The 25,108-nt window shown below is 63.4% G+C and carries 23 protein-coding genes; 10 read left to right on the top strand and 13 right to left on the bottom strand.

Annotated features, from left to right (window positions below; all coding sequences use genetic code 11):
* Positions 1 to 25: 25 nt before the first annotated feature.
* The gene (locus ACFQU1_RS11465) at positions 26 to 826 is read left to right on the top strand and encodes a sugar phosphate isomerase/epimerase family protein (RefSeq protein ID WP_378132527.1); all 801 of its coding nucleotides are present in this window, start codon (positions 26 to 28) and stop codon (positions 824 to 826) included.
* Between the two features lie 30 nt (positions 827 to 856).
* Here ACFQU1_RS11465 and aroQ read toward each other — a convergent pair whose 3' ends face one another.
* From aroQ to ACFQU1_RS11430, 7 genes are read right to left on the bottom strand one after another with little or no spacing between them, the layout of a single operon-like run.
* Positions 857 to 1,297 (bottom strand): type II 3-dehydroquinate dehydratase, encoded by a 441-nt coding sequence (gene aroQ, locus ACFQU1_RS11460; RefSeq protein ID WP_378134018.1) that lies wholly within the window; start codon positions 1,295 to 1,297, stop codon positions 857 to 859.
* 14 nt (positions 1,298 to 1,311) lie between these two features.
* The gene (locus ACFQU1_RS11455; RefSeq protein WP_378132525.1) at positions 1,312 to 2,292 is read right to left on the bottom strand and encodes a sugar phosphate isomerase/epimerase family protein; all 981 of its coding nucleotides are present in this window, start codon (positions 2,290 to 2,292) and stop codon (positions 1,312 to 1,314) included.
* Positions 2,256 to 3,320, bottom strand: a complete 1,065-nt coding sequence (locus ACFQU1_RS11450) for an ABC transporter substrate-binding protein (protein WP_378132523.1) — start codon at positions 3,318 to 3,320, stop codon at positions 2,256 to 2,258. The genes ACFQU1_RS11455 and ACFQU1_RS11450 overlap by 37 nt, the downstream gene beginning before the upstream one ends.
* A complete protein-coding gene (locus ACFQU1_RS11445; protein ID WP_378132521.1) occupies positions 3,317 to 4,093 on the bottom strand; it encodes a hypothetical protein in 777 nt (258 codons plus the stop codon). Before ACFQU1_RS11445 ends, ACFQU1_RS11450 begins: the two co-directional genes overlap by 4 nt.
* Complete coding sequence (locus ACFQU1_RS11440; protein ID WP_378132518.1) at positions 4,093 to 5,163, bottom strand: ABC transporter ATP-binding protein; 1,071 nt, start codon at positions 5,161 to 5,163, stop codon at positions 4,093 to 4,095. The genes ACFQU1_RS11445 and ACFQU1_RS11440 overlap by 1 nt, the downstream gene beginning before the upstream one ends.
* 16 nt (positions 5,164 to 5,179) lie before the next feature.
* The gene (locus tag ACFQU1_RS11435; RefSeq protein WP_378132516.1) at positions 5,180 to 6,916 is read right to left on the bottom strand and encodes an ABC transporter permease; all 1,737 of its coding nucleotides are present in this window, start codon (positions 6,914 to 6,916) and stop codon (positions 5,180 to 5,182) included.
* Between the two features lie 3 nt (positions 6,917 to 6,919).
* The gene (locus tag ACFQU1_RS11430; RefSeq protein ID WP_378132514.1) at positions 6,920 to 8,284 is read right to left on the bottom strand and encodes a Gfo/Idh/MocA family protein; all 1,365 of its coding nucleotides are present in this window, start codon (positions 8,282 to 8,284) and stop codon (positions 6,920 to 6,922) included.
* Between the two features lie 65 nt (positions 8,285 to 8,349).
* On the opposite strand from ACFQU1_RS11430, the gene ACFQU1_RS11425 reads away from it, so the two are divergent.
* Positions 8,350 to 9,009 carry a hypothetical protein gene (locus ACFQU1_RS11425; protein ID WP_378132512.1) on the top strand — a complete coding sequence of 220 codons (660 nt, stop codon included), beginning with the start codon at positions 8,350 to 8,352 and terminating at the stop codon, positions 9,007 to 9,009.
* 29 nt (positions 9,010 to 9,038) lie between these two features.
* Here the strand turns inward: ACFQU1_RS11425 and ACFQU1_RS11420 are convergent, their stop codons facing one another.
* Genes ACFQU1_RS11420 through ACFQU1_RS11400 form a run of 5 tightly spaced genes read right to left on the bottom strand, consistent with a single transcriptional unit; the run spans position 9,039 to position 13,906 of the window.
* A complete protein-coding gene (locus ACFQU1_RS11420; protein WP_378132509.1) occupies positions 9,039 to 9,773 on the bottom strand; it encodes an SDR family NAD(P)-dependent oxidoreductase in 735 nt (244 codons plus the stop codon).
* A complete protein-coding gene (locus tag ACFQU1_RS11415; protein WP_378132507.1) occupies positions 9,770 to 11,497 on the bottom strand; it encodes an FAD-dependent oxidoreductase in 1,728 nt (575 codons plus the stop codon). Before ACFQU1_RS11415 ends, ACFQU1_RS11420 begins: the two co-directional genes overlap by 4 nt.
* A gap of 41 nt (positions 11,498 to 11,538) precedes the next feature.
* Complete coding sequence (locus ACFQU1_RS11410; RefSeq protein ID WP_378132505.1) at positions 11,539 to 12,369, bottom strand: sugar phosphate isomerase/epimerase family protein; 831 nt, start codon at positions 12,367 to 12,369, stop codon at positions 11,539 to 11,541.
* A gap of 11 nt (positions 12,370 to 12,380) precedes the next feature.
* Positions 12,381 to 13,271: an NAD-dependent epimerase/dehydratase family protein gene (locus tag ACFQU1_RS11405; protein WP_378132503.1), complete on the bottom strand. Its 891-nt coding sequence runs from the start codon at positions 13,269 to 13,271 to the stop codon at positions 12,381 to 12,383.
* 14 nt (positions 13,272 to 13,285) lie between these two features.
* A complete protein-coding gene (locus ACFQU1_RS11400) occupies positions 13,286 to 13,906 on the bottom strand; it encodes an NIPSNAP family protein (protein WP_378132500.1) in 621 nt (206 codons plus the stop codon).
* Between the two features lie 202 nt (positions 13,907 to 14,108).
* On the opposite strand from ACFQU1_RS11400, the gene ACFQU1_RS11395 reads away from it, so the two are divergent.
* The 4 genes from ACFQU1_RS11395 to ACFQU1_RS11380 are packed head-to-tail and all read left to right on the top strand — an operon-like array spanning position 14,109 to position 18,355.
* Positions 14,109 to 15,824, top strand: coding sequence for an FAD-dependent oxidoreductase (locus ACFQU1_RS11395; protein ID WP_378132498.1), 1,716 nt, complete (start codon positions 14,109 to 14,111; stop codon positions 15,822 to 15,824).
* A 48-nt stretch (positions 15,825 to 15,872) separates the two neighbouring features.
* Positions 15,873 to 16,658, top strand: a complete 786-nt coding sequence (locus tag ACFQU1_RS11390; RefSeq protein ID WP_378132496.1) for an enoyl-CoA hydratase-related protein — start codon at positions 15,873 to 15,875, stop codon at positions 16,656 to 16,658.
* Positions 16,659 to 16,683: 25 nt separating this feature from the next.
* Positions 16,684 to 17,484, top strand: coding sequence for a shikimate dehydrogenase family protein (locus ACFQU1_RS11385; protein WP_378132494.1), 801 nt, complete (start codon positions 16,684 to 16,686; stop codon positions 17,482 to 17,484).
* A 34-nt stretch (positions 17,485 to 17,518) separates the two neighbouring features.
* Positions 17,519 to 18,355: a shikimate dehydrogenase gene (locus ACFQU1_RS11380; protein WP_378132491.1), complete on the top strand. Its 837-nt coding sequence runs from the start codon at positions 17,519 to 17,521 to the stop codon at positions 18,353 to 18,355.
* Positions 18,356 to 18,365: 10 nt separating this feature from the next.
* Here ACFQU1_RS11380 and ACFQU1_RS11375 read toward each other — a convergent pair whose 3' ends face one another.
* Entirely contained in the window at positions 18,366 to 19,208 is an 843-nt protein-coding gene (locus tag ACFQU1_RS11375) for an IclR family transcriptional regulator (RefSeq protein WP_378132489.1), read from the bottom strand.
* A gap of 257 nt (positions 19,209 to 19,465) precedes the next feature.
* Between ACFQU1_RS11375 and ACFQU1_RS11370 the strand changes: the two genes are divergently transcribed.
* The 4 genes from ACFQU1_RS11370 to ACFQU1_RS11355 all read left to right on the top strand — a co-directional run bounded on the left by ACFQU1_RS11370 (position 19,466) and on the right by ACFQU1_RS11355 (position 25,094).
* Positions 19,466 to 20,740: an ABC transporter substrate-binding protein gene (locus tag ACFQU1_RS11370; protein WP_378132487.1), complete on the top strand. Its 1,275-nt coding sequence runs from the start codon at positions 19,466 to 19,468 to the stop codon at positions 20,738 to 20,740.
* A 133-nt stretch (positions 20,741 to 20,873) separates the two neighbouring features.
* Complete coding sequence (locus tag ACFQU1_RS11365) at positions 20,874 to 21,743, top strand: branched-chain amino acid ABC transporter permease (RefSeq protein WP_378132485.1); 870 nt, start codon at positions 20,874 to 20,876, stop codon at positions 21,741 to 21,743.
* Positions 21,740 to 24,259 (top strand): ATP-binding cassette domain-containing protein, encoded by a 2,520-nt coding sequence (locus ACFQU1_RS11360; protein WP_378132483.1) that lies wholly within the window; start codon positions 21,740 to 21,742, stop codon positions 24,257 to 24,259. Before ACFQU1_RS11365 ends, ACFQU1_RS11360 begins: the two co-directional genes overlap by 4 nt.
* Before the next feature lie 7 nt (positions 24,260 to 24,266).
* The gene (locus tag ACFQU1_RS11355) at positions 24,267 to 25,094 is read left to right on the top strand and encodes a shikimate dehydrogenase family protein (protein WP_378132480.1); all 828 of its coding nucleotides are present in this window, start codon (positions 24,267 to 24,269) and stop codon (positions 25,092 to 25,094) included.
* Positions 25,095 to 25,108 lie beyond the last annotated feature (14 nt).

The raw sequence follows: 25,108 nt of genomic DNA, 5'->3' as shown, positions 1-25,108 counted from the left end.
TCGCCCTCCTCGGGGAGCCACGACCATGCTGTCGCTCGCACATCTCACCTTCATGCACGCCGGTCCACTCGAGCTTATCGCGCTCGCCGAAGCCGGTGGTTTCGACGCGGTGGGCTTGCGCCTGGTCGATCCCGCTCCACAAGGCGACTTCTTTCCGGTCGTCAGCGATGCGGCCTTGCGCCGGCAGGTCAAGGCTGCGTTGCAGTCTAGCGGCCTCACCCTTCTCGACATCGAAGCGGTCTGGCTGTGGCCGCAGACGCAGGCGCAGATGTTGCGGCCCGCGCTCGAAGCCGGCGCCGAGCTCGGCGCGCGTAATCTGCTCGTCGGCGGAAACGATCCGGACAGGAGCCGGATGACGGACCGGCTGGCCGAATGCTGTGCCATGGCGCGCGAGTATGACATGGGCGTCGGCTTCGAATTCATCCCTTACACGGCACTGAATTCGCTGGCCTATGCGAACGCAATTCTGAAAGACGCAGGACAGAGCAACGCCGGTCTGCTGGTCGACGCGCTGCACCTCAGTAGGTCAGGCGGCTCACCTTCCGACCTTACCGCGATCGAGCCCGCGCTGATCGCATATGGGCATCTTTGCGACGCTCCCGCTGCATCCCCTGGAGTTGATGGCTTGCGCAGTGAGGCTCGGGAAGCGCGGCTCTATCCTGGCGACGGCGGGTTGCCGCTGGCAGCGTTCCTCAGCGCGTTGCCGGCAGACAAGCCGATCGCGATGGAGGCGCCGAGCGTGGCCTATGGCGACGACGACCACGAGAGAGCTAGGCGCGCCGGCGCTGCCTGTCGCACCTTGCTGGCAAGTATCGGCCGCGGCTGACGCGTCCGCGGTCACGGCGGAGCAAGCACCCTAAGGGACCAGCAGGCGCTTGATGGCCTGCAGGCCGCATTCATAGCCGAAGGGCCCGAGCCCAACGATGACCGCGGTGGCTGTCTTCGCCACATAGGAATTGTGGTAGTAGGGCTCTCGCTTGTGGATGTTGGCGAGGTGAACCTCGACCTTCGGCTTGTCGAAGGCCTTCAGTGCATCGAACAGGCCGATCGAGGTGAAGCTGTATCCAGCCGGGTTGATGACGATACCATCTGCCGCCTTGCGAGCCTCGTGAACCCAGTCGATCAGCTGCCCTTCGTGATTGCTTTGGAGAAAACGGATTTCCAAGCCAAGGCTTTCAGCGGCACGCTGGCAACGCTTCTCGATTTCCTCGAGTGTTTCATACCCATAGATTTGCGGTTCTCGTTCGCCGAGCAGGTTTAGATTCGGGCCGTTCAGAATGTAGATTGGCAAGGGCATGGCATTCGCTCGCGTCAGGCGGTTGCGCTGCTGGGCGACGCCCGCCATGCAGCAAAGCGTTTGATGTGCTCAGCCGCGCTATCGACCTTTTCCTTAAGGCTCAGCGTAGCCTCGCTGGCGACGGGCGTCTCGATGACCATCTGGAGGCCGCTCGGCAACACGTCGAGGATGGCATCGAGGGGAATGACGCCGTCACCGAGGTGCAGGCGCGCTCCCCGTGCCTCGGCCGGGAGGTCCTCAAGCCGAGGCACTGCTGGCCCTGCGTCGCAGAGCTGGACATACGCGATGCGCGAGGCCGGACAGCCGGCAATCTGCTGAGGCGTGCCCCCCGTGCGGTGGAAATGAAGTACGTCCAGGATCACACCGGCATTGCTGTTGCCTGCGGCCTCGAGCAGCGCCAGCGCGGCCGTTAGGTCGGGTATGTCGCGATAGCGCATGAATTCGACGCCGACATGTAGTCCAAAACGCGCGGCCTCTTCGCATAACTCGGAGAACAGGTCGATCCGCTCGCTCTCGGAGAGGAACATGTCGTTGTCGACGATCTCCGTGCCGATCGATGAGATATGGGTTGCGCCGAGCTCGGCTCCCGTCTCGAGCGCCGGGATGAAGCTCGCAGCGTCGATGCCTGGCCGCAGCACGAAGGCCTCGACGTCAAAGACCTTCACGCCGGCCGCCTTCGAGGCCGCCTTGATGGCTCGGATGACCTCTGGCCGGCCGATAATCTCATGGCTGAGCGGCTTGTTCATCGCCGTCTGCAACACCAGCCCCACCGCACCGAAACCACTGTAACCGGCCGCCTCGATCAGAGCTACCGGGTCGCCGCCTCCGACGGTCAGGTTGGCGATAGAGAATTCATGCAGGTTCAGTTCGCTTGTCATGGCGATCGTCCCGGTTGAAATTAGGAAATGAGACCCACCACGGCATCGGCCCATCGGCTGCGTGACGGGGCCTCGATGCGTCAGCGGATGTTGAAGCCAGTGCTGGCGGACCACCATTTCAGGATCGCGTCCCGGTCCTTCAGCGCCTGGGCGAGGTCAAGCTTCAGTTGCTTGGCCTCCTCGAGCGAGGGCAGCCCCGCCGGCGAGGCAAGATCCTTTCGGACCGAATAGGCGCCGGCATCGAGCAAATCGGTCTGCGCCTGCTTGCCGAGCGCATGTTCGACGAAGAGTTTTGCAGCATTCGGATGCGGGGCCACCTTGCTGACGGCGACCGCATTGAACTGCGCAACCGCGCCGGAGTCCGGGATCTGCACCGCGACGGGAACGCCCTGCGCGATCAGCCCCGAGGTCGCATTCGAATTGGTGAAGAAGTCGATTGGCCGCTCGCCAGTCTGCAGCTTGGTGGTCATGACACCCATTGAGGCGACAAGTTCGGTGTTGATCTTGCGAAGGCCCTTGAGGATGGCGCCACCCTTGTCCTGACCGTAGTGCTGATAGAGCGCAGCGATCACCGCGAAGGTGGCCGATGAGGAGGCGGGGTTCGTGGTTGCGACGAGACCGTCCCAGGCGGCGGGCGGGTCGATATAGTCGGTCCAATCCTTGGGTGTCGGATTCTTACCGATCTGGTCCTTATGCCAGGCGAACAGGCAGAGCTGGCCGTTGCCGCGGAAATAGTTGCCGTTTGCCGGAATGGCGGATGTTAGCAGGCTCGCCTTCTCGCCGAACTCGATCGGCCCGAGCATTCCGGCGTCGTCGGCGGTGATGATCGTGTCTTCGGCCTGCCAGAACACATCCATCACCGGCCGACCGGCTTGGTTCTCCGAGATGAAGCGATTGAGGATCTGCCACGCGTCACCCGTCGCCGTGGTAACCTTGATTTTGGGATAGGCCGCGTTGAAGCTCTTCACCATTATCTGAACTGTGAAGAGGTCGCCATAAATGACAAGCTGGCCTTCCTTTTCCGCTGCAGCAACGAGCGCGGAATCGGCAGCACGCACGGGGCTACCCAATCCGCCGAGGGCCAGTGCCGCCGACGAAGCCGTTGCGGCCCACAGCAAAGTCCGACGATCGATCTTATAAGTCATGTCCTTCCTCCCTTTTGGTTTTCTGACGGCCGAAATTGATCGGATTCGTGTTCGCGCCAATGTCGCTGCGGCGCCACCTCATGGTCGCGGCGGTGGTGGAGCAGCGCTGGCACCTCGGCGTAATCGAGCGCGTAGCTGAAGGCGTAGTGACCAGCGGAGCGAACAGTGCCGGCCTCCTGCAGAAGCGCGGTGATCGGCGCGAGAGCCGCGGCAAGCCGCCAACGCGAGAAGCTCTCGACGATGGCGATGCCGAGGCGCTCGTCGCCGGCCGGGCAGGATGGCGGCATGCCGCCCGCGCGGATTGGTACCGTCCAGTCGATGATGCCGATGTGGGCGGCTGTGACCGCAGGCAGCTGCGTCAGGCGGTCAGCTAGCTCCGGTGGGGAGCCGCCATCTGTATGTAGGTCGAGCAGAAAGGTCGCGACCCCGCTGCCTGTTCCGGCTCCGGCGCTACCGAGAACGCGGCAGTGATGGGCGATGCGATCGCGATAGTGAGGCCGGATGGTCTTGAACATTTCGGTCTCATGGACCTGGCGATCCGCGGCACCTGGCCCGGTGAGCCGGTCCAGATCCGCCATGCCGTAGAACGCGAAACTGGGTGGCAATGCGCCCTGCCCCTCGCCATAACGCCGTGCCCAGAGGATTCCCCCTTCACCGAGATACGTCAGATGCTCCCCGAGATGATCACGCGCATGCATCAACTCGAACGCCGGGGCCACAGCCGGAGCGACGCCGGTCCACATGGCAAAGAAGCCGTTGCCCGCCTTCAGCATCAGGCTGCTTCCGCGATCAGATGCATGAACTCCGGCTCCACAGTCAGGGTCAGCCTTTCGCCAATACCCAAGCTGCGCGTGCCCAGAGTCATGACGGTGAGAACGCCGATCGGAGTGTCGACGAGCAATTCGCGCCGATCGCCGATGAAGGTCGTCTCCTCGACCTTCCCCGCGAGGCCCGCCGCTTCGGCCGGTTCGATCCGCCAGGCCTCTGGGCGCACCATGGCGAGCGCGCGCCCCGGCTGGCTCGCCCCGGAAACGCTGCCGCGCGCAATGACGATCCCGGCGTCAGTAATGATCTCGGTACCTTCGGCCGCCGATCGAGCCGTGACAGGAAAGAGGTTCGCCTTGCCCAGGAAATCCGCCACGTAACGAACCTTCGGCCTGAAATAGAGCTCCTCCGGCGCGCCCCGCTGGACGACCTGGCCCTTGTCGAACAGGATGATCTCGTCCGCTAGCGACATCGCCTCCTCCTGGTCGTGGGTCACGAACAGGATCGTCGCACCGAGCCGCCGCTGCAGTTGCCTGATTTCCTGGCGCATCTCGATGCGCAGCTTGGCGTCGAGATTCGAGAGCGGCTCGTCCATGAGGATCAAGCGCGGGTCCGCAACAAGACACCGGGCGATCGAAACACGTTGCTGCTGCCCGCCGGAAAGCTGCGTCGCACCGCGGTCGATCTGCTGGCTGAGCCCCACCGATGTCAGCGTGGAGCGAGCCCGCTCTGCGACCTCGGCAGCGGGAAGTTTCTTGGCCCGCAGTGGCAAGGCCACGTTCTCGAAGACCGACATGTGCGGCCAGATCGCATAGGATTGGAAGACCATGCCGAGGTCGCGCCGCTCAGGAGGCAGGTCTATGCCGCGGGCGGAGGCAAAGACGGTCTCGCCGCCGATCGATATCTGGCCGGACGTCGGCTGCTCCAGCCCCGCGATACAGCGCAGCGTCGTGGTTTTGCCGCAGCCGCTGGCACCGAGCAGGACCGTGATCGCGCCCTCGCGGAACTCGATCGACAGATCGTCGATCGCGCGCACTGCGCCGAAATGCTTGGTCAGGGCGGAAACGATGACGCTCATCTGGGGAGTTCCAGTCTCATACGACGGCCATACCCCGCCGGCGGTTGATCAGGCCGACGGCGACCATGACGCCTACCCCCATCACGAGTTGCAGGAGTGACAGCGCGGCGACTTGAGAAAATTGCCCGATCGACCAGGTGTCGAAGGAAAGGATCGAGAGGGTCCGCGTTTCGGCCGTGTACAACGGCAGGACGATCGAGAGCTCGGAGACGAAGATGCTGTAGACCATGACCCAGCTCGCCACGATGCTCGGCAGGACGAGCGGCAGCGTGATCCGGCGCAGAGTCCCCGCCCAACTGAGACCGCAGATGCGCGCGCTTTCCTCAAGTTCGGGATGCACCTGAATCAGACTGCTCGAGATTGAGCGCACCGAGTAACTGGCATACCGGCCGATCAAAGCGACGATGATGATCCAGACCGTTCCGTAGAGTCCCCAGGGTATCCAAAGCCAGAAGAAGAAAACGCCGAGGGCGAAGGCGAGGCTGGGAACGGACATCGGCAGCAGGACCACGTCCTCGATCAAGTGCTTACCGAGCATGCGTGAGCGCGTGGTGACCCAGGCAATGAGGATGCCGAGCGCTGTCGTCGCCGTTGCGGCCACGATCGTGATGAAGAGGGAGTTGGCGAGAGTCGTGCGAACGTCCACGGTCTGCAACAGGAACTGCATATGCTTCCAGGTGAAGATCCCGGACCAGGCGTAGGTCGAGAAGGCAGCCGCAGCGATCAGTGCCACCGGCGCAAAGACCGTAAACACCAGATAAAGCCAGATCGCCGCAGCGACTGCGATCCGCAGGCCGCCGAGCGTCACCAGCCGCGCCCTGAACCCCTTACCACTGAGCGTCACATATGAGCGTCCGCGCAGCATGCGCCGCTGGATTGCATTCGCGCAGACTGACAGCAGCATCAGATAGATCGCCAGCACCGCCACGATGCCGGCGTCGGGCGGGTACTGCTGCAACTCGAGATAGATGCGTGACGTGACGAGATAGATTTCGCGGGCCATGCCGAGCAGAACCGGCGTGCCGAACAGCCCGATGCCGACGACGAAAGCGAGCACCGCGCCCGACAGGATGGCCGGGGCCACGACGGGCAAGGTAATCACCAGCATGGTGCGCAGGCGGCTGAGACCAGCGACCTGCCCCGCCTCCTCCAGGCTCGGATCCATGTTCCTGAGTGCGCCCGCGACAATCATCATCACGTAAGGCGCAATATAGATGCCCATCACCCAGATGATGCCGAGATAGGAATAGACATTGAATGGTTGCCCCAGATCGAGCCAGCGGAAGGACAGGTTCAGCAGGCCGATGCGCGGCGCCCCGATCAATATCCAGGCGAAGGCGCCGATGAAGGGCGGGATGAAGATCGGCATCGCCGCCGCCCTCTCCAGGAACTGGCGGTGCGGCACATTGGTGCGCACGAGACACCACGCCAGCAGCGTGCCGATGATCGTCGCGAGCAGCATCGAGCCGATCGAGACGACCAGCGTATTACCCATCGCAACCCAGTAGCTCGCGTCGCCCAGCACCTTCTGGAACGAGGCCAAGCTCGCGGACGCGCGATCGCCATCGATGGCAATGAAGCCCCGCAGGATCAATGCAAGCAACGGCAGCACGACCAGCACGGCAAGCACCGCGAACAAGAGCGCGAGCCAGCCCAGCCTGCTGAGGAGCCGGGGCGACCACGACCGCTGCTGCGGTTCGTCCGCGGCTAAGAGACCACTCTGGTAAATGGTGTCGTCTCCTTTGGGGAGCATCGGTCAGGCCGATCGCCTGAGCTCGATGATCTCGTCCTGATAAGGTGATGCGGAGCCGTTCAGGATCTCGTCCAGCGTGACGGCCCGGCCAAGCCTGCCCGACTCGACCGGCGCATAAGCCAGGGCAACATCGGCCATGCCTTCGGCGGCCGTGACCTCCGGCTGCGTGCCGTGTCCGATGCAGTCGGCCAGCTCATGCAGTTGCAGGGCGAGCAGCTTCTGATCGACGTCGTTGAAACTGAAATCGTAGCGCCAGGGCCGGGCGTCGCCGAACAGCGTCGCGGCGACGGGAGTCAGCCGATAGCTCGGCGCGAAATCGAGGATGTGCTCGTCCGTGATGGACTTGCCATCATCGAGATGCAGCACGACAGGCCTGCCGTTGCGATCGCCTGGCGCGGTGATCGACCCTTTCGCGCCGTAGATCACCCGTTCGTCGCGCGCAAGGCCGTGCCCGGCGCGATCGAGCACCCATTGGCAGATGACGCCGGACGCGAACCGGATCTGCGCGTAGATCGCGTCCTCACCCGTCGCCTGCGTCGCGACGGGAAGCTGTGAGCGTGCCCCCCACCAGGAATCGCGCTGGGTCGCTGCCGCATCGGCCTGCGGCTGCGGCCGGCGCACCGGCTCGTGCAAACGGCTTTCACCATAGATGCTTACGATCTCGCCGAGATAGAACCGAATGATATCGGCGTTGTGTACGCCGGAATCGACGACGACGGTCCCGGTATGTTTGAAGTGGCGCCAGGGCGTGGTGACGATAAGGTCGGTGCCGCCGATCGACTCTTCACGCATCAGGCGCGGCTTTCCGATCGCGCCGTCGTCCAGCAAGGCCTTCACCAGCCTGTTCATCGGGTCCCGCCGGAAGTTCTCCGCGACGGAGACGATCCGGTTCGCCGCGCGCCCGGCATCCATGATCGCGCGGCATTCTGAAACGGTCAGCCCGAGCGGTTTCTCGCAAAGAATATGCAGGCCCGCTGCCAAGCAGGCTCGGGAAACGGGCAGATGTGAACCCGCATCGGTAGTGATATCGGCCGCCTCCAGCTCGGGAACCGCAGCGGCCATTTCCCCTAGGTCGGTGAAGGCGGGCGGCCGTGTACCCGTCAGCGCGCCGGCTTCATCGGCAAGCGCATTCGCCAGGCCGGCGTCGAGATCGCAGACTGCAGCGAGCTCGATGTTGCGATGATTGCTGCCCAGCAGCTTGGCATAGCCATGCAGATGGCGACGCCCCATGCCGCTGCAACCCACTGCAGCATATTTGACCCGCTGCATCATGAACCTCCCGATCGGCTCTCCGGCCGCTGGGGAAACGTGACCACATCCTTGAACGGATTTCAATATAAAAACTGGTATGGTATTCCAGTTTTTCATTTCACTCAGCTGCCGGAACTATAAGGCGGCAGTCTAGAAGGCGTACGACCATGCCCTCGACGTCAATGACCTCGGCATTGCTCTGCATCTGGCACGACGTGGAGACGGACTATGTCGAGGAGTATCTGAGGTGGCACAGCTTCGAGCATCTACCGGAGCGCCTGGCCTTGCCCGGTTTCGTCTCGGCAGAGCGCTACGAGCTGATCGAAGGTCGGGGGCAGCGCTTCGGCTGCTTCCTGGACGTGGAAAACCGTGACGCTTTCCGGTCACCAGCCTACCAGGCAAGGCTCGACGCGCCGACCGAGTGGACCCGCCAGCTGATGCCCCGCTACTCGCGAGTCCATCGCGCTTTGTGCCAGAAGCAGTGGGAGATTGGCAGCGGCCTGTCGGGCTTGGCCGCATGCCTTCGGATCGCAAGTGACGGCAACACAGCGCTTAAGGCCGAACTCAAGGCGACCTGCGCCGCCTTGCTCATCGAACACGAGATCATGCGCGCACGGTTTGGAGAGTTAGATCAAGCCCTGACGAGCCTGACGAGCGAAGAAAAGCGCCTGCGCCGCAGCGAGGATGCCGGCGGATACGATCTCGTCCTTCTGCTCGATGCACTCTCCATCGCTAGCCTGCGGAGCGTCGCGGGCGATCTCGCCGCATCACTGCATGGGCGGGGACTGCGCCATGAAATTTCGATATACGGCCTGTCCTGCTCGCTGCAGAAGGATGCCTGACGAGCAATCCCCCTCCCCGGTCTAGGCCTTCAATAGGTGGCGCGGCCTCCGGAGACGTCGAAGGTGAAGCCTGTCGTGAAGCTGCATTCGCGGCTTGCGGCGAAAGCCGCCGTCGCGGCGATCTCCTCGACCTTGAGAAAGCGGTTCATCGGAATCTTCGCGCGCGCTGCGGCGGTGAACTCAGGCGTCTGCTGCTTCAGCAGATCCGTCTCAGTGATGACAGGCGCGATACAGTTCGCAAGCACGCCGCTTTCAACCAGTTCGCGTGCCAGAGACTTGGTGAAGCCGATGACGCCGGCCTTGGCCGCGGCATAGGCAGTGAGCCCCGCCCCACCCTCTTTGCCGGCGATCGATGCGATATTGACGATGCGGCCGTAACGGCGTTCAAGCATGTGCGGAACGGCCGCTCTGCAACAAAAGAAGACGGAGTTCAGGTCGACCGCCAGCACCTTCTGCCAGGCCTCGACCGGATAGTTCCAGCTCGTCTCGATTGGGCCATTGATGCCGGCATTATTGACGAGGATGTCGACATGGCCGAGCGCTTCCCGCGAAGCTGCGAATGCCGCCTCGACCGCTGAAAGGGCCGAAACGTCGACCTCCTGCCTATGAGCGGGCTCGAAACCGCTGGAGTTCCAGTCGGAACCGCGCCAGTCGAGATCCCACAACGCCACGCGCGCACCTTCGGCGGCGAGCCGTCTCGCGACTCCCAGGCCGATTCCTCGCGCCGCTCCGGTGACGATCGCTGTCTGCCCTTCAAATCTCACGATCCAGCCCTCACTTTCCGCGCCCCAACATTCGTCGCAGTATTGCGCCCGACGAGATAGCCAAACGTCATCGCCGGGCCGAGATTGATGCCTCCGGCGGGATAGGTGCCCCCCATGATGCTCGCCATATCCGCGCCAACTGCGAAGAGCCCAGCGATCGCGCGACCCTGCGCGTCGAGCACGTTCGCCCGCTCGTCGGTCTTCAACCCCGCAAAGGTGCCGAGGCTCCCTGGCACGATCCTGACCGCATAGAAGGGGCCGTCACCGATCGGCGCAACCGACGGATTGGGCTTGACGGCCCAATCGCCGCCCATCCGGTTGTAAGGCGTTTCGCCGCGGTGGAACTGCGGATCCCGGCCCTGCGCGGCCGCCTCATTATAGCGCGCCACCGTATCATTCAGCCCGTCCGGATCGATGCCGCAGGCACGCGCGAGTTCCTCGAGCGTATTCCCACGTTTGAGATAGCCGCTTGCGATGTAGGGCGTGATCGGCAGCGGTGCCGGCTTGGCGAAGCCAAGGCCGTAACGGCGCTGGAAGCGGTGGTCGCAGATCAACCACGAGACGGGCTCCGCGCCGGGCGGAACAGCCTTCAGCATGGCATCGATGTAGTCATAGTAGCTGTCCGCCTCGTTGACGAAACGGCAACCGTCGGCCGTGACAGCGATCAAGCCGGGCTTGGCGCGTTCGGCCAGATGCGGGAAATGCCCGAACGATCCGCCCCTGCGTGGCACCAGCGAGACCGGCGCCCAGGCGCAAGGCGCTGCAAGTCCGCCGTCGACCAGAGCGCCAACACTCTCGCCCAGGCGAAGGCCGTCGCCAGTGTTACTGCGCGGCGCCGCTGACCAATGCTCGCGCCCGGTCGGATTGTGCGGAACGAGCTGCCTCAGCCGCTCATAGTCATGCGGAAAGCCCCCACAGGCCAGGACGACGCCGGCGCGTGCCATGATCCGGGTCTCCCGCCCATCGTGGCCGACTACGGCACCGATGACGGCACCATCTCGGCTCAGCAGCCGGCGGGCCGGCGCTTTCGAACGTAGATCGACACCCAGATCGCTGGCCGATTTGAGCAGCCGAGCGGCCAGCGCATTGCCGTTGACAAGCTGCATGCCGCGGCCATGCCGCACGAAATCGAGAGCATGCCTACCAATGCGGCGTACGACATGGCCGAAGGACGACCAGGAGCGCGTCGCGTTTAGGAAATGGGCAAAGTCGGCTCCCGAGGCGATCCCCATGCCCAGCAGCGAAATTTCCGGCAGCGGTGGCCGCAGCGTGGTGGCTAGCGACCCCAGTTCACGCCCATCGATGGGAGCGGCGCAGACGGAGCGGCCACCCAACCCGGCGCCGGGCGTATTGCCGTGCATGTCGGGTATCTTGTTGCCGTCGATGAACTGCACGGAGGTGTGCTGGCGGAAGAATGACACCATCTCGGGCGCAGCCGCCAGAAAGGACTCGATCCGTGCCTCGTCATAATGATTGCCGAGCTCGTGGCGGAGATATGTGCGGACGGCTTGCCCATCCTCCTCGATCCCGGCCTCGCGAGCGAGCGGGTTGTGCGGCACCCACATCCAGCCGCCGGACCAGGCCGTCGTGCCGCCGAAGACCGGCTCCTTCTCGACGACCAGGACCTTCAACCCGTGCCAGGCGGCGGAGACGGCGGCCGAAAGGCCGCCTGCGCCCGAGCCGATGACCAAGAGGTCGCAATCCTCTTCGGAACGAGTGCTCATATCCATTTGTGATCGGCCCTCGCCGATGGCGGCGCGACGCGTCAGCCGCGGGCGGGGGCTTCGATGACCTGCAGCATCGCCTCGGTCTTCTCCCGCAGCATCCGCGCTCGCGCGACCGCCGGCATGGTCTTGGCGAGCTCGGCCATCGGGATCTCGACGCTGATCGGCAGATCCGCCGGGATGGCGCGCAACATGCCGGTGAGGTCGAGCCCGCCCTCCCCCGGCGGCAGCCGCGCCTGCCTCGCCTGATAGATCATTGTCTCGTTGTCCTTCGGACGCTCAGCCGGCAGGTCGCAAATCTGGAAATAGCAGTGCAGATGCTTCGGCATAGCGGCCACGTCCGCAGCGGTCTCGCCGGCGCGGTCGACATGGATCGCATCGACGATGATGTGCCCGTTCGGCGGATTGGTCGCCTCCGCGATCCGTCGGGCGGATGCAAGCGTCTTCACGCCGGTCCAGGGCATGAACTCCAAACCCATGCCGATGCCGAAGGGAGCGCCGAGCTCGCAAATCTCGGCGAACTTGTCGATCATGAAGGGCTCGTCTTCGACATCGCCGGCAACGAGCACGAATTTGCCGCCGAGCTTCGCTCCGGTCTCGATCACCGGCAGGAAATCGGTCAGGCGCGTGTCACGGTTGATGCGCAGAATCTCGAAATCGAACAAAGCGACGCCGGTTTCGGCGATCCGCCGCTGGGTCTCGCGGAACATCGGCGTATCGCCGATCATCGGGAACTGCGCTTCCTTGCCCGGTGAAGCAGGCGCAAGGCGCAGGCTGGCATAGCTGTAGCCGGCCTCTGCGGCGGCGCTGAAGACGTCCGGCGGGTTGAGCTCGATGACGGTCAGATGGGCAAGTGAGATCGGGCGCTTCATGCCTTGCTGTCCTAATTGCGGTAATAGGCGATGGTGGCGGCGATGCCCTCGGCAAGGCCTGTCTCGGGCAGACCGGGCAGAAGCGAGGCGATGTCGTCCGGCGCGAGTTCCGGTGCGATCGGCATCGGCTGCCCACGCGCACTGAGCTTCGCTCCAGGCACCTGCCGCGCAATTTCCGCGATGACTTCGTCCACGGTCACGGTCTTGCCCGCGAGGGTAAAGACGTGGGCGCCCGGCGCATCGCTGAGCAGAGCCGCCTCGAAGGCCGCCGCGACGTCGTCGACATAGACGAGCCCAGACGGGCCGACATAGTCGATCTCGTAAGGCACGCCTTGCGCCGCGGCTCGGCAGGCCAGGGTCGGCCCCGCGCTGGCGCCGGCCTCACCGCGTCCCGGCCCGTAGACGATGTAGGGGCGGAAGCCGACGCTCGGTATGGCGTGATCAGCCCAGTACGCCCGGGCACTGCCTTCGCAGGCGAGCTTGAAGGCGCCGTAATGGGTCGTGGGAAAGGGAATGCTGCCATTGTCAGGCCCGAAGACGCCGGCCGAGCTCGCATAGACCACACGCACCATGCGCTGGCGCAGTGCCGCTTCGAAGACGTTGAGCGTACCGATCAGATTGATTTCGGCGCCGCGGATCGGATCGGCCCGGCAGGCCGGCGTCAGGATACCGGCCATCGCGACGGCCCGGTCGCAACCGGCTGCCGCCTCATGGACGAGCGCTCCGTCGCGCACGTCGCCGAGCCGCCATTCGACGCGGCCCGCGAGAGCGCCGAGGATGTTGCGCACGGCACCGCTATCCGAGGCGATATCGAGAACCCGTACGGCAGCTCCGCGCGTCAGAAGACGCCGAATCAGCCAGGCAGCGATGAAGCCGGTGCCGCCGGTTATGAGCACACGCATCTTGACGCCTCACCCTAGCTCAACGGTGAGAAGGGAGTCGGCAGATAAATCGCCGAGCTCAAGCTGGTAAGATGCGCCGGCCCGCCCTTCGGCGGCCAAATACCGAGCTCGACGGCCTCTGCCCGCTTGGCCATGCGTTCGCCGAGCGAGGTGAAGGGCCAGATATGGAGGAAGCGCGGCAGTGCCCCATCAATGGCATACATGGCACCGAGCAGCGGCGAGACCTTGGCGCGCTTTGGCACGGAGGCGCGCCAGAGATCCATGGTCGGCTTCAAGCCGGTCGCTTTTACTCCATAGACTCGGATCTCATAGACAGGGCCATATTTGCCCGGCGCGATCGGCGCGACGAAATCGAACGGCACATAGGTCGTCGTCTCGACTTCGCCGAAATGCTCAGCCGCGCCGAACAGGCCACCATCGACGAGCGCGCGAGAGCGATCTTCCGCGAGGGCGCGATCGTCTTCGTAAGCCTGCAAGATGAGGATCTGATTCAGAGCACCGATCTCGGCCGTGAAGCAGCCGAGAAACTTCCCCGAAAAGCCTTGGCCGGTGACCGCTCCTTCGATTCCGGCGAGAACCTTCGGCAGGCCTCCTACTTCCGGCGTGATCCTGGTGACGGCATAGCGCATCGGCATTCCTCCCGCTCGTTTGCGACAGGACATACCCGGATCGTGCAAAAAATGAAAGTTCATTCTGGAATTCTATTTCATATTTGAATATACGGCTGTCAAAGGCACCCAACAACGGGGCAAGTTGCGGCGGACAATTTCGACCGCCTCAGCCTGAATTGCCGCTCGGCCGGGAGGCTGTGACGCGGTCAAGGAGAGGAAGTGAACCGTGGCTGGATCACATGTCGCCATCGCCTCAGAACGAGCGAAGAATGTAGAGTGCTACGATCTCATCGTGATCGGCGGTGGCGGCGCCGGGCTTTCCGCTGCACTGTTCGGCACAATTCGCGGCGCCCGCGTATTGCTGCTCGAAAGCACCGAGTATGTTGGAGGCACCACCGCCTTCTCAGGCGGGACGATCTGGATTCCCAATACGTTCCATGCTGCCGAAGTCGGAGCGCAGGACAGTGTCGAGCAGGCTGAAATTTTTCTCCACAATGCGCTGGGCAATTATGCGTCCGAGGAGTTGATCCGAGCCTTTCTCCTAGCCGGCCCACGTGCCGTCGAACTGCTCGACCGCGAGACGGACGTGAAGCTGCGGCCCTATCCGCTGCACCCCGACTACATGTCCGACCTGCCGGGCGCGACGATGAAGGGGCGCGCGCTGGAACCGGTTCCATTCGACGGTCGCCTGCTCGGCGACAAGTTCGATCTGGTGCGGCCGCCGATCCCGGAATTTACTATCCTCAACGGCCTGATGGTCGACCGCAATGACATCGCCCATCTGCTCAACCTGAAGAAATCCTGGGTGTCGTTCCGCTACTCTCTGGCGCTGGTCGCCCGCTATGCGCGCGACAAGCTGAGCCACAAGCGCGGCACCCGGCTCACCATGGGCAATGCCTTGATCGGCCGCCTGTTGCACTCGTTCTTCAAGCGGGGCGGCACCATCTGGACGCAGGCCCAGGTGGACAAGCTGATCGAGGAAGATGGCCGCATCGCCGGCGTCAGCTTCGTCCGCGACGGCAAACGCCAGGACGTCCACGCCGTGCATGGCGTGATCCTCGCGTCCGGCGGCTTCAACCGGAGCCCGAACCTGCGCAAGGCGCTGGTGCCGGATGCGGACATCCACACGCCGGGAGCACCCGGCCACAAGGGTGCCGCGCTCGAATTAGCGCTGAGCGCCGGCGGACGCATCGGCGACCGCAATGTCGAGAACGTCTTCTGGGCACCGGTCTCGATCCGCCAGCGGGCGGACGGCACCAAGGCCGTGTTCCCCCATTTCGTCTTCGATCGGGCCAAGCCCGGCACGGTCATCGTCAACAGCGCCGGCAGGCGCTTTTTCAATGAAAGCACCTCCTACCATCTCACCGGCAAGGCGATGATCGAGGCGAACCGCAACGAGCCCTGTATTCCAGCCTTCCTGATCGCAGATCATCAGGCGATCAAGACCTATGGCCTCGGCATGGTCCGCCCCGGTGGCAGCGGCATGAGTTTCCTGCTCAAGGACGGCTATCTGGTGAAGGGTGAAACGCTGGCCGAGTTGGCGGGTCGGCTCGGCGTGGACGCGAAACAGTTGCAGAGGACGGTCGAGACCTTCAACGGCTATGCGGCGACGGGTATCGACCCGGATTTCGGACGCGGGACCACGGCCTATGAGCGCAATCTGGGCGACCCGAAAAACAGCCCCAACCCGACGATGCGCCCGCTGGAGAAAGGCCCGTTCTACGCGGTGAAGCTCTATCCCGGCGACATTGGAGCCAGCGCAGGCCTAGTAACGGATCCCCGTGCGCGCGTGCTCGGCAAGAGCGGGCCGATCGGCGGCCTTTATGCGGTCGGCAACGACCAGAATTCGGTGATGGCTGGAACCTATCCGGCGCCCGGCATCACGCTCGGGCCGGCGATCGCGTTCGCCTACATCGCGGTCGAGGATGCTCTCGCCGGCTGATCGATCTCGTGCGGTCTCGCGCTCCTCCCTGCTGTTTTTGGAGTTCCCATGTCAGAGCTGAAATACACCGAGGTCTCGGCCGAAGACGGCATCCTCACCGTGACGATCAGCCGTCCGCAGGTTCTCAACGCGCTCAGCAATGAAGCGCATCACGAGCTCGCCGGCATCTTCGACCACTTTGCCGCCGACGCGACGCTGCGTGTCGCGATCCTGACTGCGGCGGGCGAACGCGCCTTCTGCGTCGGCAGCGACCTGAAGGCCAAGGCTGAAGCCGGTACCTCGGTCGAAGCGTCGCCGACCACGGGTTTCGCCGGGCTGTGCATGCGCTTCGACCTCAACAAGCCGGTGATTGCCGCTGTGAACGGCCATGCCTTCGGTGGCGGGGTCGAGATCGTGCTCGCCTGCGACCTCGCCATCGCGGCCGAGCATGCCGTCTTCAGCCTGCCCGAACCGCTGGTCGGCCTCGCCGCGCTCGGCGGCGGCGGCCTGCAGCGCCTGGCGCGGCAAGTGCCGCTGAAGCATGCGATGCGCCTTATCTTGACCGGGGAGCGCATCAGCGCGCAGCGCGCCGCAGAGATCGGCATCATTAACGAGGTGGTGCCTGCCGCCGACCTGATGACGAAGGCCCGGGAACTCGCACGGCAGATCGTGCGCTGCGCTCCACTCGCGATCGAAGCGTCCAAGGCCGTCGCGCTCGCAAGTCTGTCCTCCTCGTTGGAACGCAGCATCCTCGACCAGCACCCCACGGCCGTCAGGCTCTGGGCGAGCCAAGATGCGATCGAAGGCCCGAAGGCCTTCGCCGAGAAGCGCCAGCCGATCTGGCAGGGTCGCTGAAGGAAAACCGGAAGAGGACGGATGGATGCTCGATAACTTCAGCGGCGCGACCCGCGTCTATTTCATCATCGGCCACCCCATCGCCCAGGTGAAATCCCCCTACGGCATGACCCGGCTGTTCGAGGAGAACGGCAAGGACGCCATCATGGTGCCGGTCGACATCCTGCCTGAGGATGTGCCCGCCTTCGTCACGCTCGCCGGCCGCTTGCCCAATTGCGACGGCATCTGCATCACCGTGCCCCATAAATTCGCGGTGGTTTCGCATTGCCGCACGATGTCGAAGACGACCCAGGTGCTCGGCTCGGCCAATGTACTGCGCCGCAATCCCGACGGCTCCTGGCATGGCGACATGTTCGACGGCCCCGGCCATGTCGGCGCGATGCGCAAGAACGACGCCGAGCTGGATGGGAAGCGGTCCCTGCTGATCGGAGCCGGTGGCGCTGGCAGCGCGATCGGCCTCGCGCTGCTCGATGCCGGCGTCCGCGAGCTCGCCGTCCATGATGCGGACGCGGCGCGGCGCGACACGCTGATCGCGAAGCTGGAGAGTCCCCATCCGGGCAAAGTAATCGTCGGATCGTCCGATCCTGCCGGCTTCGACACGGTCTCCAACGCATCGCCGGCCGGAATGCATCCGGGCGACGCCCTGCCCTTCGATATCGCCGGCCTCGATCCCGCGACCTTCGTCAGCGACGTGGTGACCAAGCCCGCGATCACACCGCTGATCGAGATGGCGCGCCGGATCGGATGCAAGACCTCGACTGGCATCGAGATGTTTGAGGCCGAAACCTCGCTGATGCTCGCTTTCTGGCTCGAAACCGCAGCCTGACGGCGATCCGCATCGACAAAACAGGACCCGGACGATGTCGAGAAGATTGACGGGCAACGCCCGTATCGCCGGCGTGATCGGATGGCCCGTCACGCACTCGCGCTCGCCCTTGCTTCATGGCTACTGGCTCGAGCGCTACGGCATCGACGGCACCTATATTCCGCTTGCCGTCGAGCGGGATTTTGAAGCTGCGGTGCGCGGCCTCAGGGCGGCCGGAGTTCGCGGCGCGAATGTGACCAAGCCCTGGAAGGAGGCGGCTTTCGCCCTCTGCGACGTCATCCAGACATCGGCCCGCCGAATCGGTGCCATCAACACGCTTGTCTTCGACGAGCGCGGAATCGTCGGGAGCAATACCGATGGCTTCGGCTTCCTGGCCGGGCTTGGTGAAGCGGGTATCGCCGTAGATGGCAAACGCGCGCTTGTTCTCGGCGCAGGTGGCGGCTCGCGCGCCGTGTGCCACGCGCTCAGCGAGGCCCACGCGCATGTCACCATTGCCAACCGAAGCCGCAGGCGCGCGGAACAGGTCGCCGAAAGCCTGCCGGAGATCGCCGTACTCGACTGGGAGCGACGCAGTCGCGCGATCGGCGACTACGATCTTCTGATCAATACGACCTCGCTCGGTATGGCGGGCTCGGAACCGCTCGATATCGACCTTTCCGGAGCGCAGGCGAGCCTCTGCGTCTCCGACATCGTCTATGTTCCGCTGGAGACGCCGCTGCTCCGCCAAGCCCGCCAGGCCGGCTTCAAAACCGCCGACGGCATCGCGATGCTCCTCCACCAGGCCCGGCCCGGCTTCAAGGCGTGGTTCGGCGTCGATCCCGTCGTCGATCAGCCTCTACGCTCGCTCGTTCTTGCGACATTCAATCACTAGCCAGTCAGTGTCAGGCGAAAATATTCGGGCGCGGACCGCCCGGTTTCTCGACGGGCGGGCGCATCGTTTGGCTGAGTTGGCCGAGCTCTCTGGCCGCTTCCAGCAACAAGGGAGCGATCTGCTGCATGCGCTCCTCGGTCAGGCGAATGAATGGTCCGGCCACACTGACCGTGCCGGTGACGCGGCCGTCGATCGAAGACCGTATCGGCGCTCCGATGGCGTTCATCCACTGCGAGAATGTCTGTTGGGTGACCACATAACCGTGCAATCGGGCTTCACGCAGCCGCCGACGGATGGCCTGAGCGGTTTGTGGAGCGTTCGGTCCGTATTCTTCGCGAGAGCCGAAGCCCTGCTTCTCGACCAAGGCAAGCGCCTCTTCGTCAGACATAGTAGAAAGCCAAGCCAGCCCCGACGACGAGCAAGAGAGCTTCGCCTCCTGGCCGGCTTCAGGGTCGTACCGCAGACCCGCCTTCGCGCCCTGCGCTTTGGCGACAAATACCAGCCTGTCCTCATCCAGAATCGTCACGCGTACGAGTTCCCCGCATTCCTGGGCCAGCCGGTCGAGCACCGGCTGCATCAGATCGGTGATTCCATGGCCTTGGAGATAACGCAAACCAAGCGAGGCGATCTTGGCAGTCAGGACATACAAACCGAAATCACGTTCTTGCCGGACGTACCCCTCCTGCACCAGACTCGCCAGAAGGCGATGGGTCGCGCTACGCGGGATCTTGATGGCGTCCGCCACCTCATAAAATGGCATCCCGCCCGGATGACTGGAGAGAATCTCCAGGATCCGCAGGGTCCGCTTCAGAATTCCATCCGGCCCCGCACCTTTTTCTTTTATCCTGGGCATCATTGTCTCCGAGAGGCGTTGCGAACTGACGTTAGCCGACGCCGAACCATTTTCACAATTACCGACGGATCGCATCACCGCCAACCTACAAGTGATTCCGATCTAACACCTTGTAAAATACCACATTTGCCACCAGCAGCGAATGCCTCGATTCACTGGTATCGTAAACTGGACTTTTATTCCAGTTTACGATACTGGTACGCCCAGCGACCCGAAAGACGGCGCCCCAGAACAATGACAACACCGGAGGAGACTTGATGACCCAACGAAATCGGAATGGCAGCAAGGGAGCCGGCACGTCGCGCCGATCCCTCCTCCTCGGAGCCGGCGGCCTCGCCGCAACGCAGATGGCAGCGAACAAGCTCGGGATGCCCTATGTTGGCAACGCTGCTGCGGCTGAGCCCCTCAAAATCGGTATGCTCTGGGCCAAGACCGGCGCCATCGTAGACCAGGCGACTTATCTTGCCCAAGGCGGCTTCTTTGCCGCGGAGCAGCGTAACAATGAGTTGCTCGGGCGCCCAATCGAGATCATCTGGCTCGATGAGCCCAATCCTCAAGGCGCTCAGCTCAACGCGCAGCGTCTAATCGACGAGCATAAGGTCTGCGCGCTCATCGGCGGCGCTCAGAGTTCGCTCGCGCTCGCCATCTCAGCTGTCGCCAAGAAGGCCAAGATTCCCTACGTCGCCGCCAATGCCGCTGCGCTCGACCTGACCGGAAAGCTCTGCAACAAGTATACTTTCCGGCTGCAGCCTCCGGTCGACGTGCACACGCGCGTTCTTGCCCCCTACTGCGTGGAACTTGGCAAGCGCTGGTATACGATCACCGGCGCCTTCGCCTTCGGCCAGGATATCAAGGCGAGCTTCTCCGATTTCATCACGAAAAACGGTGGCACGGTGGTGGGTTCGGACGAGGTGCCGGTCAACACTCCCGACTACAGCTCCTTCATTCTAAAGATCCGCGCGGCCAAGCCGGACGTCGTCATCGGTGGCCTCTCGGCGAGCGACTTGACCACGTTTCTCAAGCAGTGGAGCGAACTCGGCATGAAGGGAAAAATACCCTTCGCCGAAATCTCGATCGGAAACACCGATATTTGGGGTGTCGGCCCCGACGCCGCGACCGGCATCTACACGATGGTCTGGGTCTACAATAACCCGGGCAACTCGCCAGAAGATAAGGCCTTCGTCGATGCTTACATGAAGAAGTTCAACGAGCCGCCGGCCGACAAGGCTTGGATGGGCTGGTTCGGCATGCGCTCGCTCCTAGAATCGATCGAGCTTGCCAAGTCGACGGAGCCGGGCGCCATCGTCAAGGCGCTGGAGACTTGGCGCGTCAAGGAAGGCGACCTTGAGGTCGGCTATCGCGACTTCGACCATCAGATGAAACGCCGTACGGTCATATGCAAGGTCAAGGACAAGATCCCGAACAAGTGGGACTATGTCGACGTCCTCGAGAATGCGCCGAAGACAGTCGCCGAGATCGACGCGGCCTTCGGCTCCGCCGCTGACAGCGCCTGCAAGATGGATAGCCTCTAAGGCGCCAACGAATAGCCGCGGCAACGCGACGAAGCTGCGGCTCCAGCGTCTCTCTCACTTTGCGCCACGTCTTTGACGTGGCGCCTTCCCCGCCCGGCAGTCTGACCTGCGCCGGCGCGGGAGGGGCCATGCCATGCTCGACATGATCATCTCCCAGGCGGCTAACGGTCTCGTTCTGGGCTTCCTTTACGTTCTCATCGCGATTGGCCTGTCGATCATCTTCGGCATGCTCGGCATCGTGAATTTTGCTCATGGCTCCTTCTTCGCGATAGGGGCCTATCTCGCGCTGGTTCTGGGACGCGACTTTGGTTGGCCGGCCGCCTTGCTGTCGCCAGTAATCGTCGGAATTATCGGAATGATTGTCGAGATGACGCTGATACGGCATCTCTACGGCAAGGAGCCTCTGCTCGGCCTCATTCTGACCTTCGCGCTCGCCTTGCTTGCTGAAGCGATGCTACGACTCATATTCGGCGGCGCCCCTGTTCCGTTCACTCCTCCGCGCTTCCTCGCTGGCTTTGTTGAATACGGCCCTATCCTGATCACCAAGTATCGAATGGCGGTGCTCATCGTGACGGTCCTGGCGTTGGTGAGCTTTTGGGCTTTCCTACGCTTCACCCCGTTCGGCCGCATCATCCGTGCCGGCTCGCGCGACGCTGAAATGGTGGGCTTGCTCGGCATTAACCTCCCCGTCGTGCTGAGTGGAGTGTTTGGCATCGGCTGCCTACTGGCCGGCCTTGCCGGCATGCTTGCCGGCCCCCTCTGGACAGTCATCCCCAGCATGGCGGCCGGCGCGATCATGCCCGCCTTCGTCATCGTCACGATCGGCGGGCTTGGATCCTATTCCGGTGCCATTATCGCCGGTCTTCTCGTAGGCGTCACCACTGCCATGAGCATCCAGTTCGCCCCGGCCTGGTCGGGCGCGGCGATGTACGTGCTGATGGCTGGCGTCCTGCTCATCCGTCCGCGCGGTCTCTTCGGCGAGCGCTGGGAGAGGTTCGAATGAAAAACCTTACCATCCTGACCAACCCGATCCTCTGGATAGCGATCGCATTTGCTGCGCTCACCCTTGCCTGGCTCGCCCAGGGAGCGCCTGTGAGCCTGATCACTCAGATCGCAATCTATACGCTCTATGGCGCAGGAGTGAACCTGCTCGTCGGTTACACAGGATTGGTTCCTTTCGGCGCCTCGGTTTTCTTTGGCTGCGCGAGCTACTTCGCCGCTCTGTTCTTGCTCGGACCGGTGAAGCACGACATCCTGGCGCTGATATTTGCGGTCTTGATTTCCATGGCGCTGGCAGCGGTGCTCGGCGCACTCATCCTGCGTCGGCGCGGTCTGTATTTCTCGCTGCTTACGCTCGCCTGCTCTCAGATTGCCTTCGAAGTTGCCTACAAATGGACTGCCGTCACGGGCGGGGAGAACGGCCTTCAGGGGGTGCCTCGTCCAAGTTTCCAGACGGAGATGCAGTTCCATCTCTTTGCCCTGGCAACCGTATTGCTCTGCATGTGGTTCCTTTGGCGGCTGGTGCATGCGCCGTTCGGGCGCGCGCTGCAAGCGATCCGAGATAATGAGCAACGGGCGAGCAGCCTTGGGTATAATACTTACTTGGTGAAGCTCGGCGGCTTTGTACTTATGGCAGGGCTCGTCGCCTATGCCGGATCGCTGCTTACGCTGATGTTGCAGGGCGTTTACGCCAACAATCTCGGCTGGCAGCGGGCCGGCGACTCTCTGCTAATGACCGTTCTCGGCGGCGTGCATCACTTCCTCGGGCCGCTCTGGGGTGCGATCGCCTTCATCATTCTCGAGAACCGGCTGTCCGCTATCACCGAGAACTGGTGGCTGATCTTCGCACCTATCATTATCGTCTTCGCCCTGTTCTCCCCCGAAGGGATGCAGGGGCTAGTTCAACGCCTGCTTCGCAAAGAACGTTGGACGCTGACCCGCAACACTATTCCGCCTCGCCCGGCCGTAATCAAACCCTATGAGAGCGCGGCGCAAGCCATGGATCCGAACAAGCCGGTCCTCGAGACGCGCAAGTTGAGCAAGAGTTTCGGAAGCCTTGTGACTGCCAAGGACATCGATCTCGAGGTTCGTCCCTTTGTACTCCACTCGATTATCGGCCCCAATGGCGCCGGCAAGACGACCTTCTACAACATGCTGACCGGCGTCCTGCCGCCGAGTGGGGGCACAATCCTGTTCGAAGGCAAGGACATCACCAAGCTGCCGGTGTTTGCCCGCGCCCGGCTCGGCATCAGCCGTTCGTTCCAGATCCTTTCGATCTTCCCGAACCTTTCCGTCTTCGAGAACGTCCGCGTAGCCGTCCAAGCGCAGCGCCACGGCGCGCTCGGTTTTTTCAAGGATGCGCATGATATCGAGCCGCTCAACGAACGCACCTGGTCGATCCTTGAGGCGGTCGGGCTCACGGACAGAGCGGCTGAAGCCTGCATGAACCTTCCCCACGGCGCCAAGCGGCTGCTGGAGATCGCGGTCACGCTCGCGATCGACTCCAAACTGCTTCTACTCGACGAGCCGCTCGCCGGTCTCGCCGAGGCTGACCGACAGATTGTTGCGGAACTGATCCGGCACCTGTCGAAGAAGCATGCCGTGCTTCTGATCGAACACGACATCGACCGCGTGCTCGCAATCTCGGACCGGATTTCAGTTCTGCATCAGGGGCGGATGATCGCCGACGGAAAGCCGGAGGATGTCGCGCGTAACCCCGAGGTGATCGCCGCCTATCTCGGCGCCGCCAAGGGCGAGGCAAAGGCGCCTCCGGCGATCGAACGCATGGCGCATGCTGCCGGAAAGCCTTTGCTGGAGGCCAAGGGCTTGGCCGTTGGCTATGGCGGCAGCACAGTGCTGAGCGGGGTGGACATCGCGGTCCACAAAGGTGAGGCAATCGCCCTGCTCGGTCGCAACGGCGTTGGCAAGACGACACTGCTGCGAGCCCTGACGGGCACGCTGCCACTGAACGCGGGCTCGCTGAGATTTGCGGAAGCGGATATCGGCTCCCGCAAGCCCTATGAGATCAACCGGCTCGGTATCTCGCTGGTGCCGGAAGGACGCAGGCTGTTTCCCAACCTCACGGTGGTGGAGAACCTGCAGATCGCCCAGCGCGCGGGCGGGCTCAGCATCGAGGAGTGCTTCGAGCTCTTTCCACGCCTCCGTGCCCGCCAGAAGGCCAAGGCCGAAAACCTTTCCGGTGGCGAGCGTCAGATGGTCGCGATCGCGCGCGCCCTCGTCGTGCCGAGCACGCTGATCCTGCTCGACGAACCATTCGAGGGCCTCGCGCCCGCGGTCGTCGAGGAAGTTATGGCGGCTCTCGTCAAGCTGCGCGGCAAGGTAGCCATGATTATCGTCGAGCATCATGCCGAGACCGTGCTCCCCATCGCCGACCGTGCGGTCGTGCTGGTCAACGGTAGCATCGCCTTCAGCGGCGATGCCGGTGATCTCGAGAAAGATCATGTCCTGCAGGCCAAGCTGCTCGGCGTGGTGCAAGCTGACGAAGCCGTTGCGGCCTGAGGCGACGATGAGCACCATGGCACTCACCGCGAACCTGAACGGAGCGACCCGGCTTCACTTGATCATCGGCGACCCGATCGCTCAAGTGAAGTCGCCTTCGGGCCTTACCCGCAAATTCGTCGAGGCAGATCGGAATGATATTGTCGTGCCGATCCGCGTTACCAGCGCGGACCTTCCGGCCTTCCTTGCCGGCGTAGGATTAGCGGAGAACATCGACAGTATCATCATCACCATCCCTCACAAGTTCGCCTGTTTCAGCCATTGCGAGACGGTGTCGGATCGTGCCCGCCTGCTCGGTGCCGTTCAGCACATGCGGAGAACGCATTCCGGCGGGTGGCACGGCGAGAACTTCGACGGCTTGAGCTTTGTCACAGCAGCCAAGGCCCGTGGTGCTGTCTTCGACGGTGCCCGCGCCTTGCTCGTTGGAGCAGGAGGAGCGGGATCGGCGATCGCACTCGCTATGGTCGAGGCGGGCGTGACCGAACTCGCAGTACACGACACCGATGAGGCACGTGTCGGTATCCTGTTGGACAAGCTGCGGAGCGGAACCGCGACGCCTGTTCGTGGTGGTTCGCCAGATCCCTCCGGCTTCGACATTGTTGTCAATGCGACGCCGCTGGGAATGCGCGCAGGCGACCCGCTACCGATCAACGTCAATCATCTTCGACCCGAGAGCTTCGTCGGCTGCGTCATCACCGCACCGGCTATCTCGCCACTGGTCGAAGAGGCCCGCAAGCGGGGGTGCAGGACGTCGACCGGCCTCGACATGACCGAGGCAGCCCAGAAACTCGGCCTCGCTTTCGTCCTTCACGGCTCTTCCGCGGACAGTGGCTGACGGACCCATGGAAT

This window comes from Chelatococcus sp. GCM10030263 (assembly GCF_042666455.1).
Taxonomy (GTDB): domain Bacteria; phylum Pseudomonadota; class Alphaproteobacteria; order Rhizobiales; family Beijerinckiaceae; genus Chelatococcus.
This window is presented reverse-complemented; position numbering and strand designations above follow the sequence as displayed.

Coding starts and splice junctions, on each gene's coding strand:
- ACFQU1_RS11465 (WP_378132527.1), top strand. CDS start 26: ATGCTGTCGCTCGCACATCTCACCTTCATGCACGCCGGTCCACTCGAG.
- aroQ (WP_378134018.1), bottom strand. CDS start 1,297: ATGCCCTTGCCAATCTACATTCTGAACGGCCCGAATCTAAACCTGCTC.
- ACFQU1_RS11455 (WP_378132525.1), bottom strand. CDS start 2,292: ATGGTGGTCCGCCAGCACTGGCTTCAACATCCGCTGACGCATCGAGGC.
- ACFQU1_RS11450 (WP_378132523.1), bottom strand. CDS start 3,320: ATGACTTATAAGATCGATCGTCGGACTTTGCTGTGGGCCGCAACGGCT.
- ACFQU1_RS11445 (WP_378132521.1), bottom strand. CDS start 4,093: ATGCTGAAGGCGGGCAACGGCTTCTTTGCCATGTGGACCGGCGTCGCT.
- ACFQU1_RS11440 (WP_378132518.1), bottom strand. CDS start 5,163: ATGAGCGTCATCGTTTCCGCCCTGACCAAGCATTTCGGCGCAGTGCGC.
- ACFQU1_RS11435 (WP_378132516.1), bottom strand. CDS start 6,916: ATGCTCCCCAAAGGAGACGACACCATTTACCAGAGTGGTCTCTTAGCC.
- ACFQU1_RS11430 (WP_378132514.1), bottom strand. CDS start 8,284: ATGAAAAACTGGAATACCATACCAGTTTTTATATTGAAATCCGTTCAA.
- ACFQU1_RS11425 (WP_378132512.1), top strand. CDS start 8,350: ATGACCTCGGCATTGCTCTGCATCTGGCACGACGTGGAGACGGACTAT.
- ACFQU1_RS11415 (WP_378132507.1), bottom strand. CDS start 11,497: ATGAGCACTCGTTCCGAAGAGGATTGCGACCTCTTGGTCATCGGCTCG.
- ACFQU1_RS11410 (WP_378132505.1), bottom strand. CDS start 12,369: ATGAAGCGCCCGATCTCACTTGCCCATCTGACCGTCATCGAGCTCAAC.
- ACFQU1_RS11405 (WP_378132503.1), bottom strand. CDS start 13,271: ATGCGTGTGCTCATAACCGGCGGCACCGGCTTCATCGCTGCCTGGCTG.
- ACFQU1_RS11400 (WP_378132500.1), bottom strand. CDS start 13,906: ATGCCGATGCGCTATGCCGTCACCAGGATCACGCCGGAAGTAGGAGGC.
- ACFQU1_RS11390 (WP_378132496.1), top strand. CDS start 15,873: ATGTCAGAGCTGAAATACACCGAGGTCTCGGCCGAAGACGGCATCCTC.
- ACFQU1_RS11385 (WP_378132494.1), top strand. CDS start 16,684: ATGCTCGATAACTTCAGCGGCGCGACCCGCGTCTATTTCATCATCGGC.
- ACFQU1_RS11380 (WP_378132491.1), top strand. CDS start 17,519: ATGTCGAGAAGATTGACGGGCAACGCCCGTATCGCCGGCGTGATCGGA.
- ACFQU1_RS11375 (WP_378132489.1), bottom strand. CDS start 19,208: ATGCCCAGGATAAAAGAAAAAGGTGCGGGGCCGGATGGAATTCTGAAG.
- ACFQU1_RS11370 (WP_378132487.1), top strand. CDS start 19,466: ATGACCCAACGAAATCGGAATGGCAGCAAGGGAGCCGGCACGTCGCGC.
- ACFQU1_RS11365 (WP_378132485.1), top strand. CDS start 20,874: ATGCTCGACATGATCATCTCCCAGGCGGCTAACGGTCTCGTTCTGGGC.
- ACFQU1_RS11360 (WP_378132483.1), top strand. CDS start 21,740: ATGAAAAACCTTACCATCCTGACCAACCCGATCCTCTGGATAGCGATC.
- ACFQU1_RS11355 (WP_378132480.1), top strand. CDS start 24,267: ATGAGCACCATGGCACTCACCGCGAACCTGAACGGAGCGACCCGGCTT.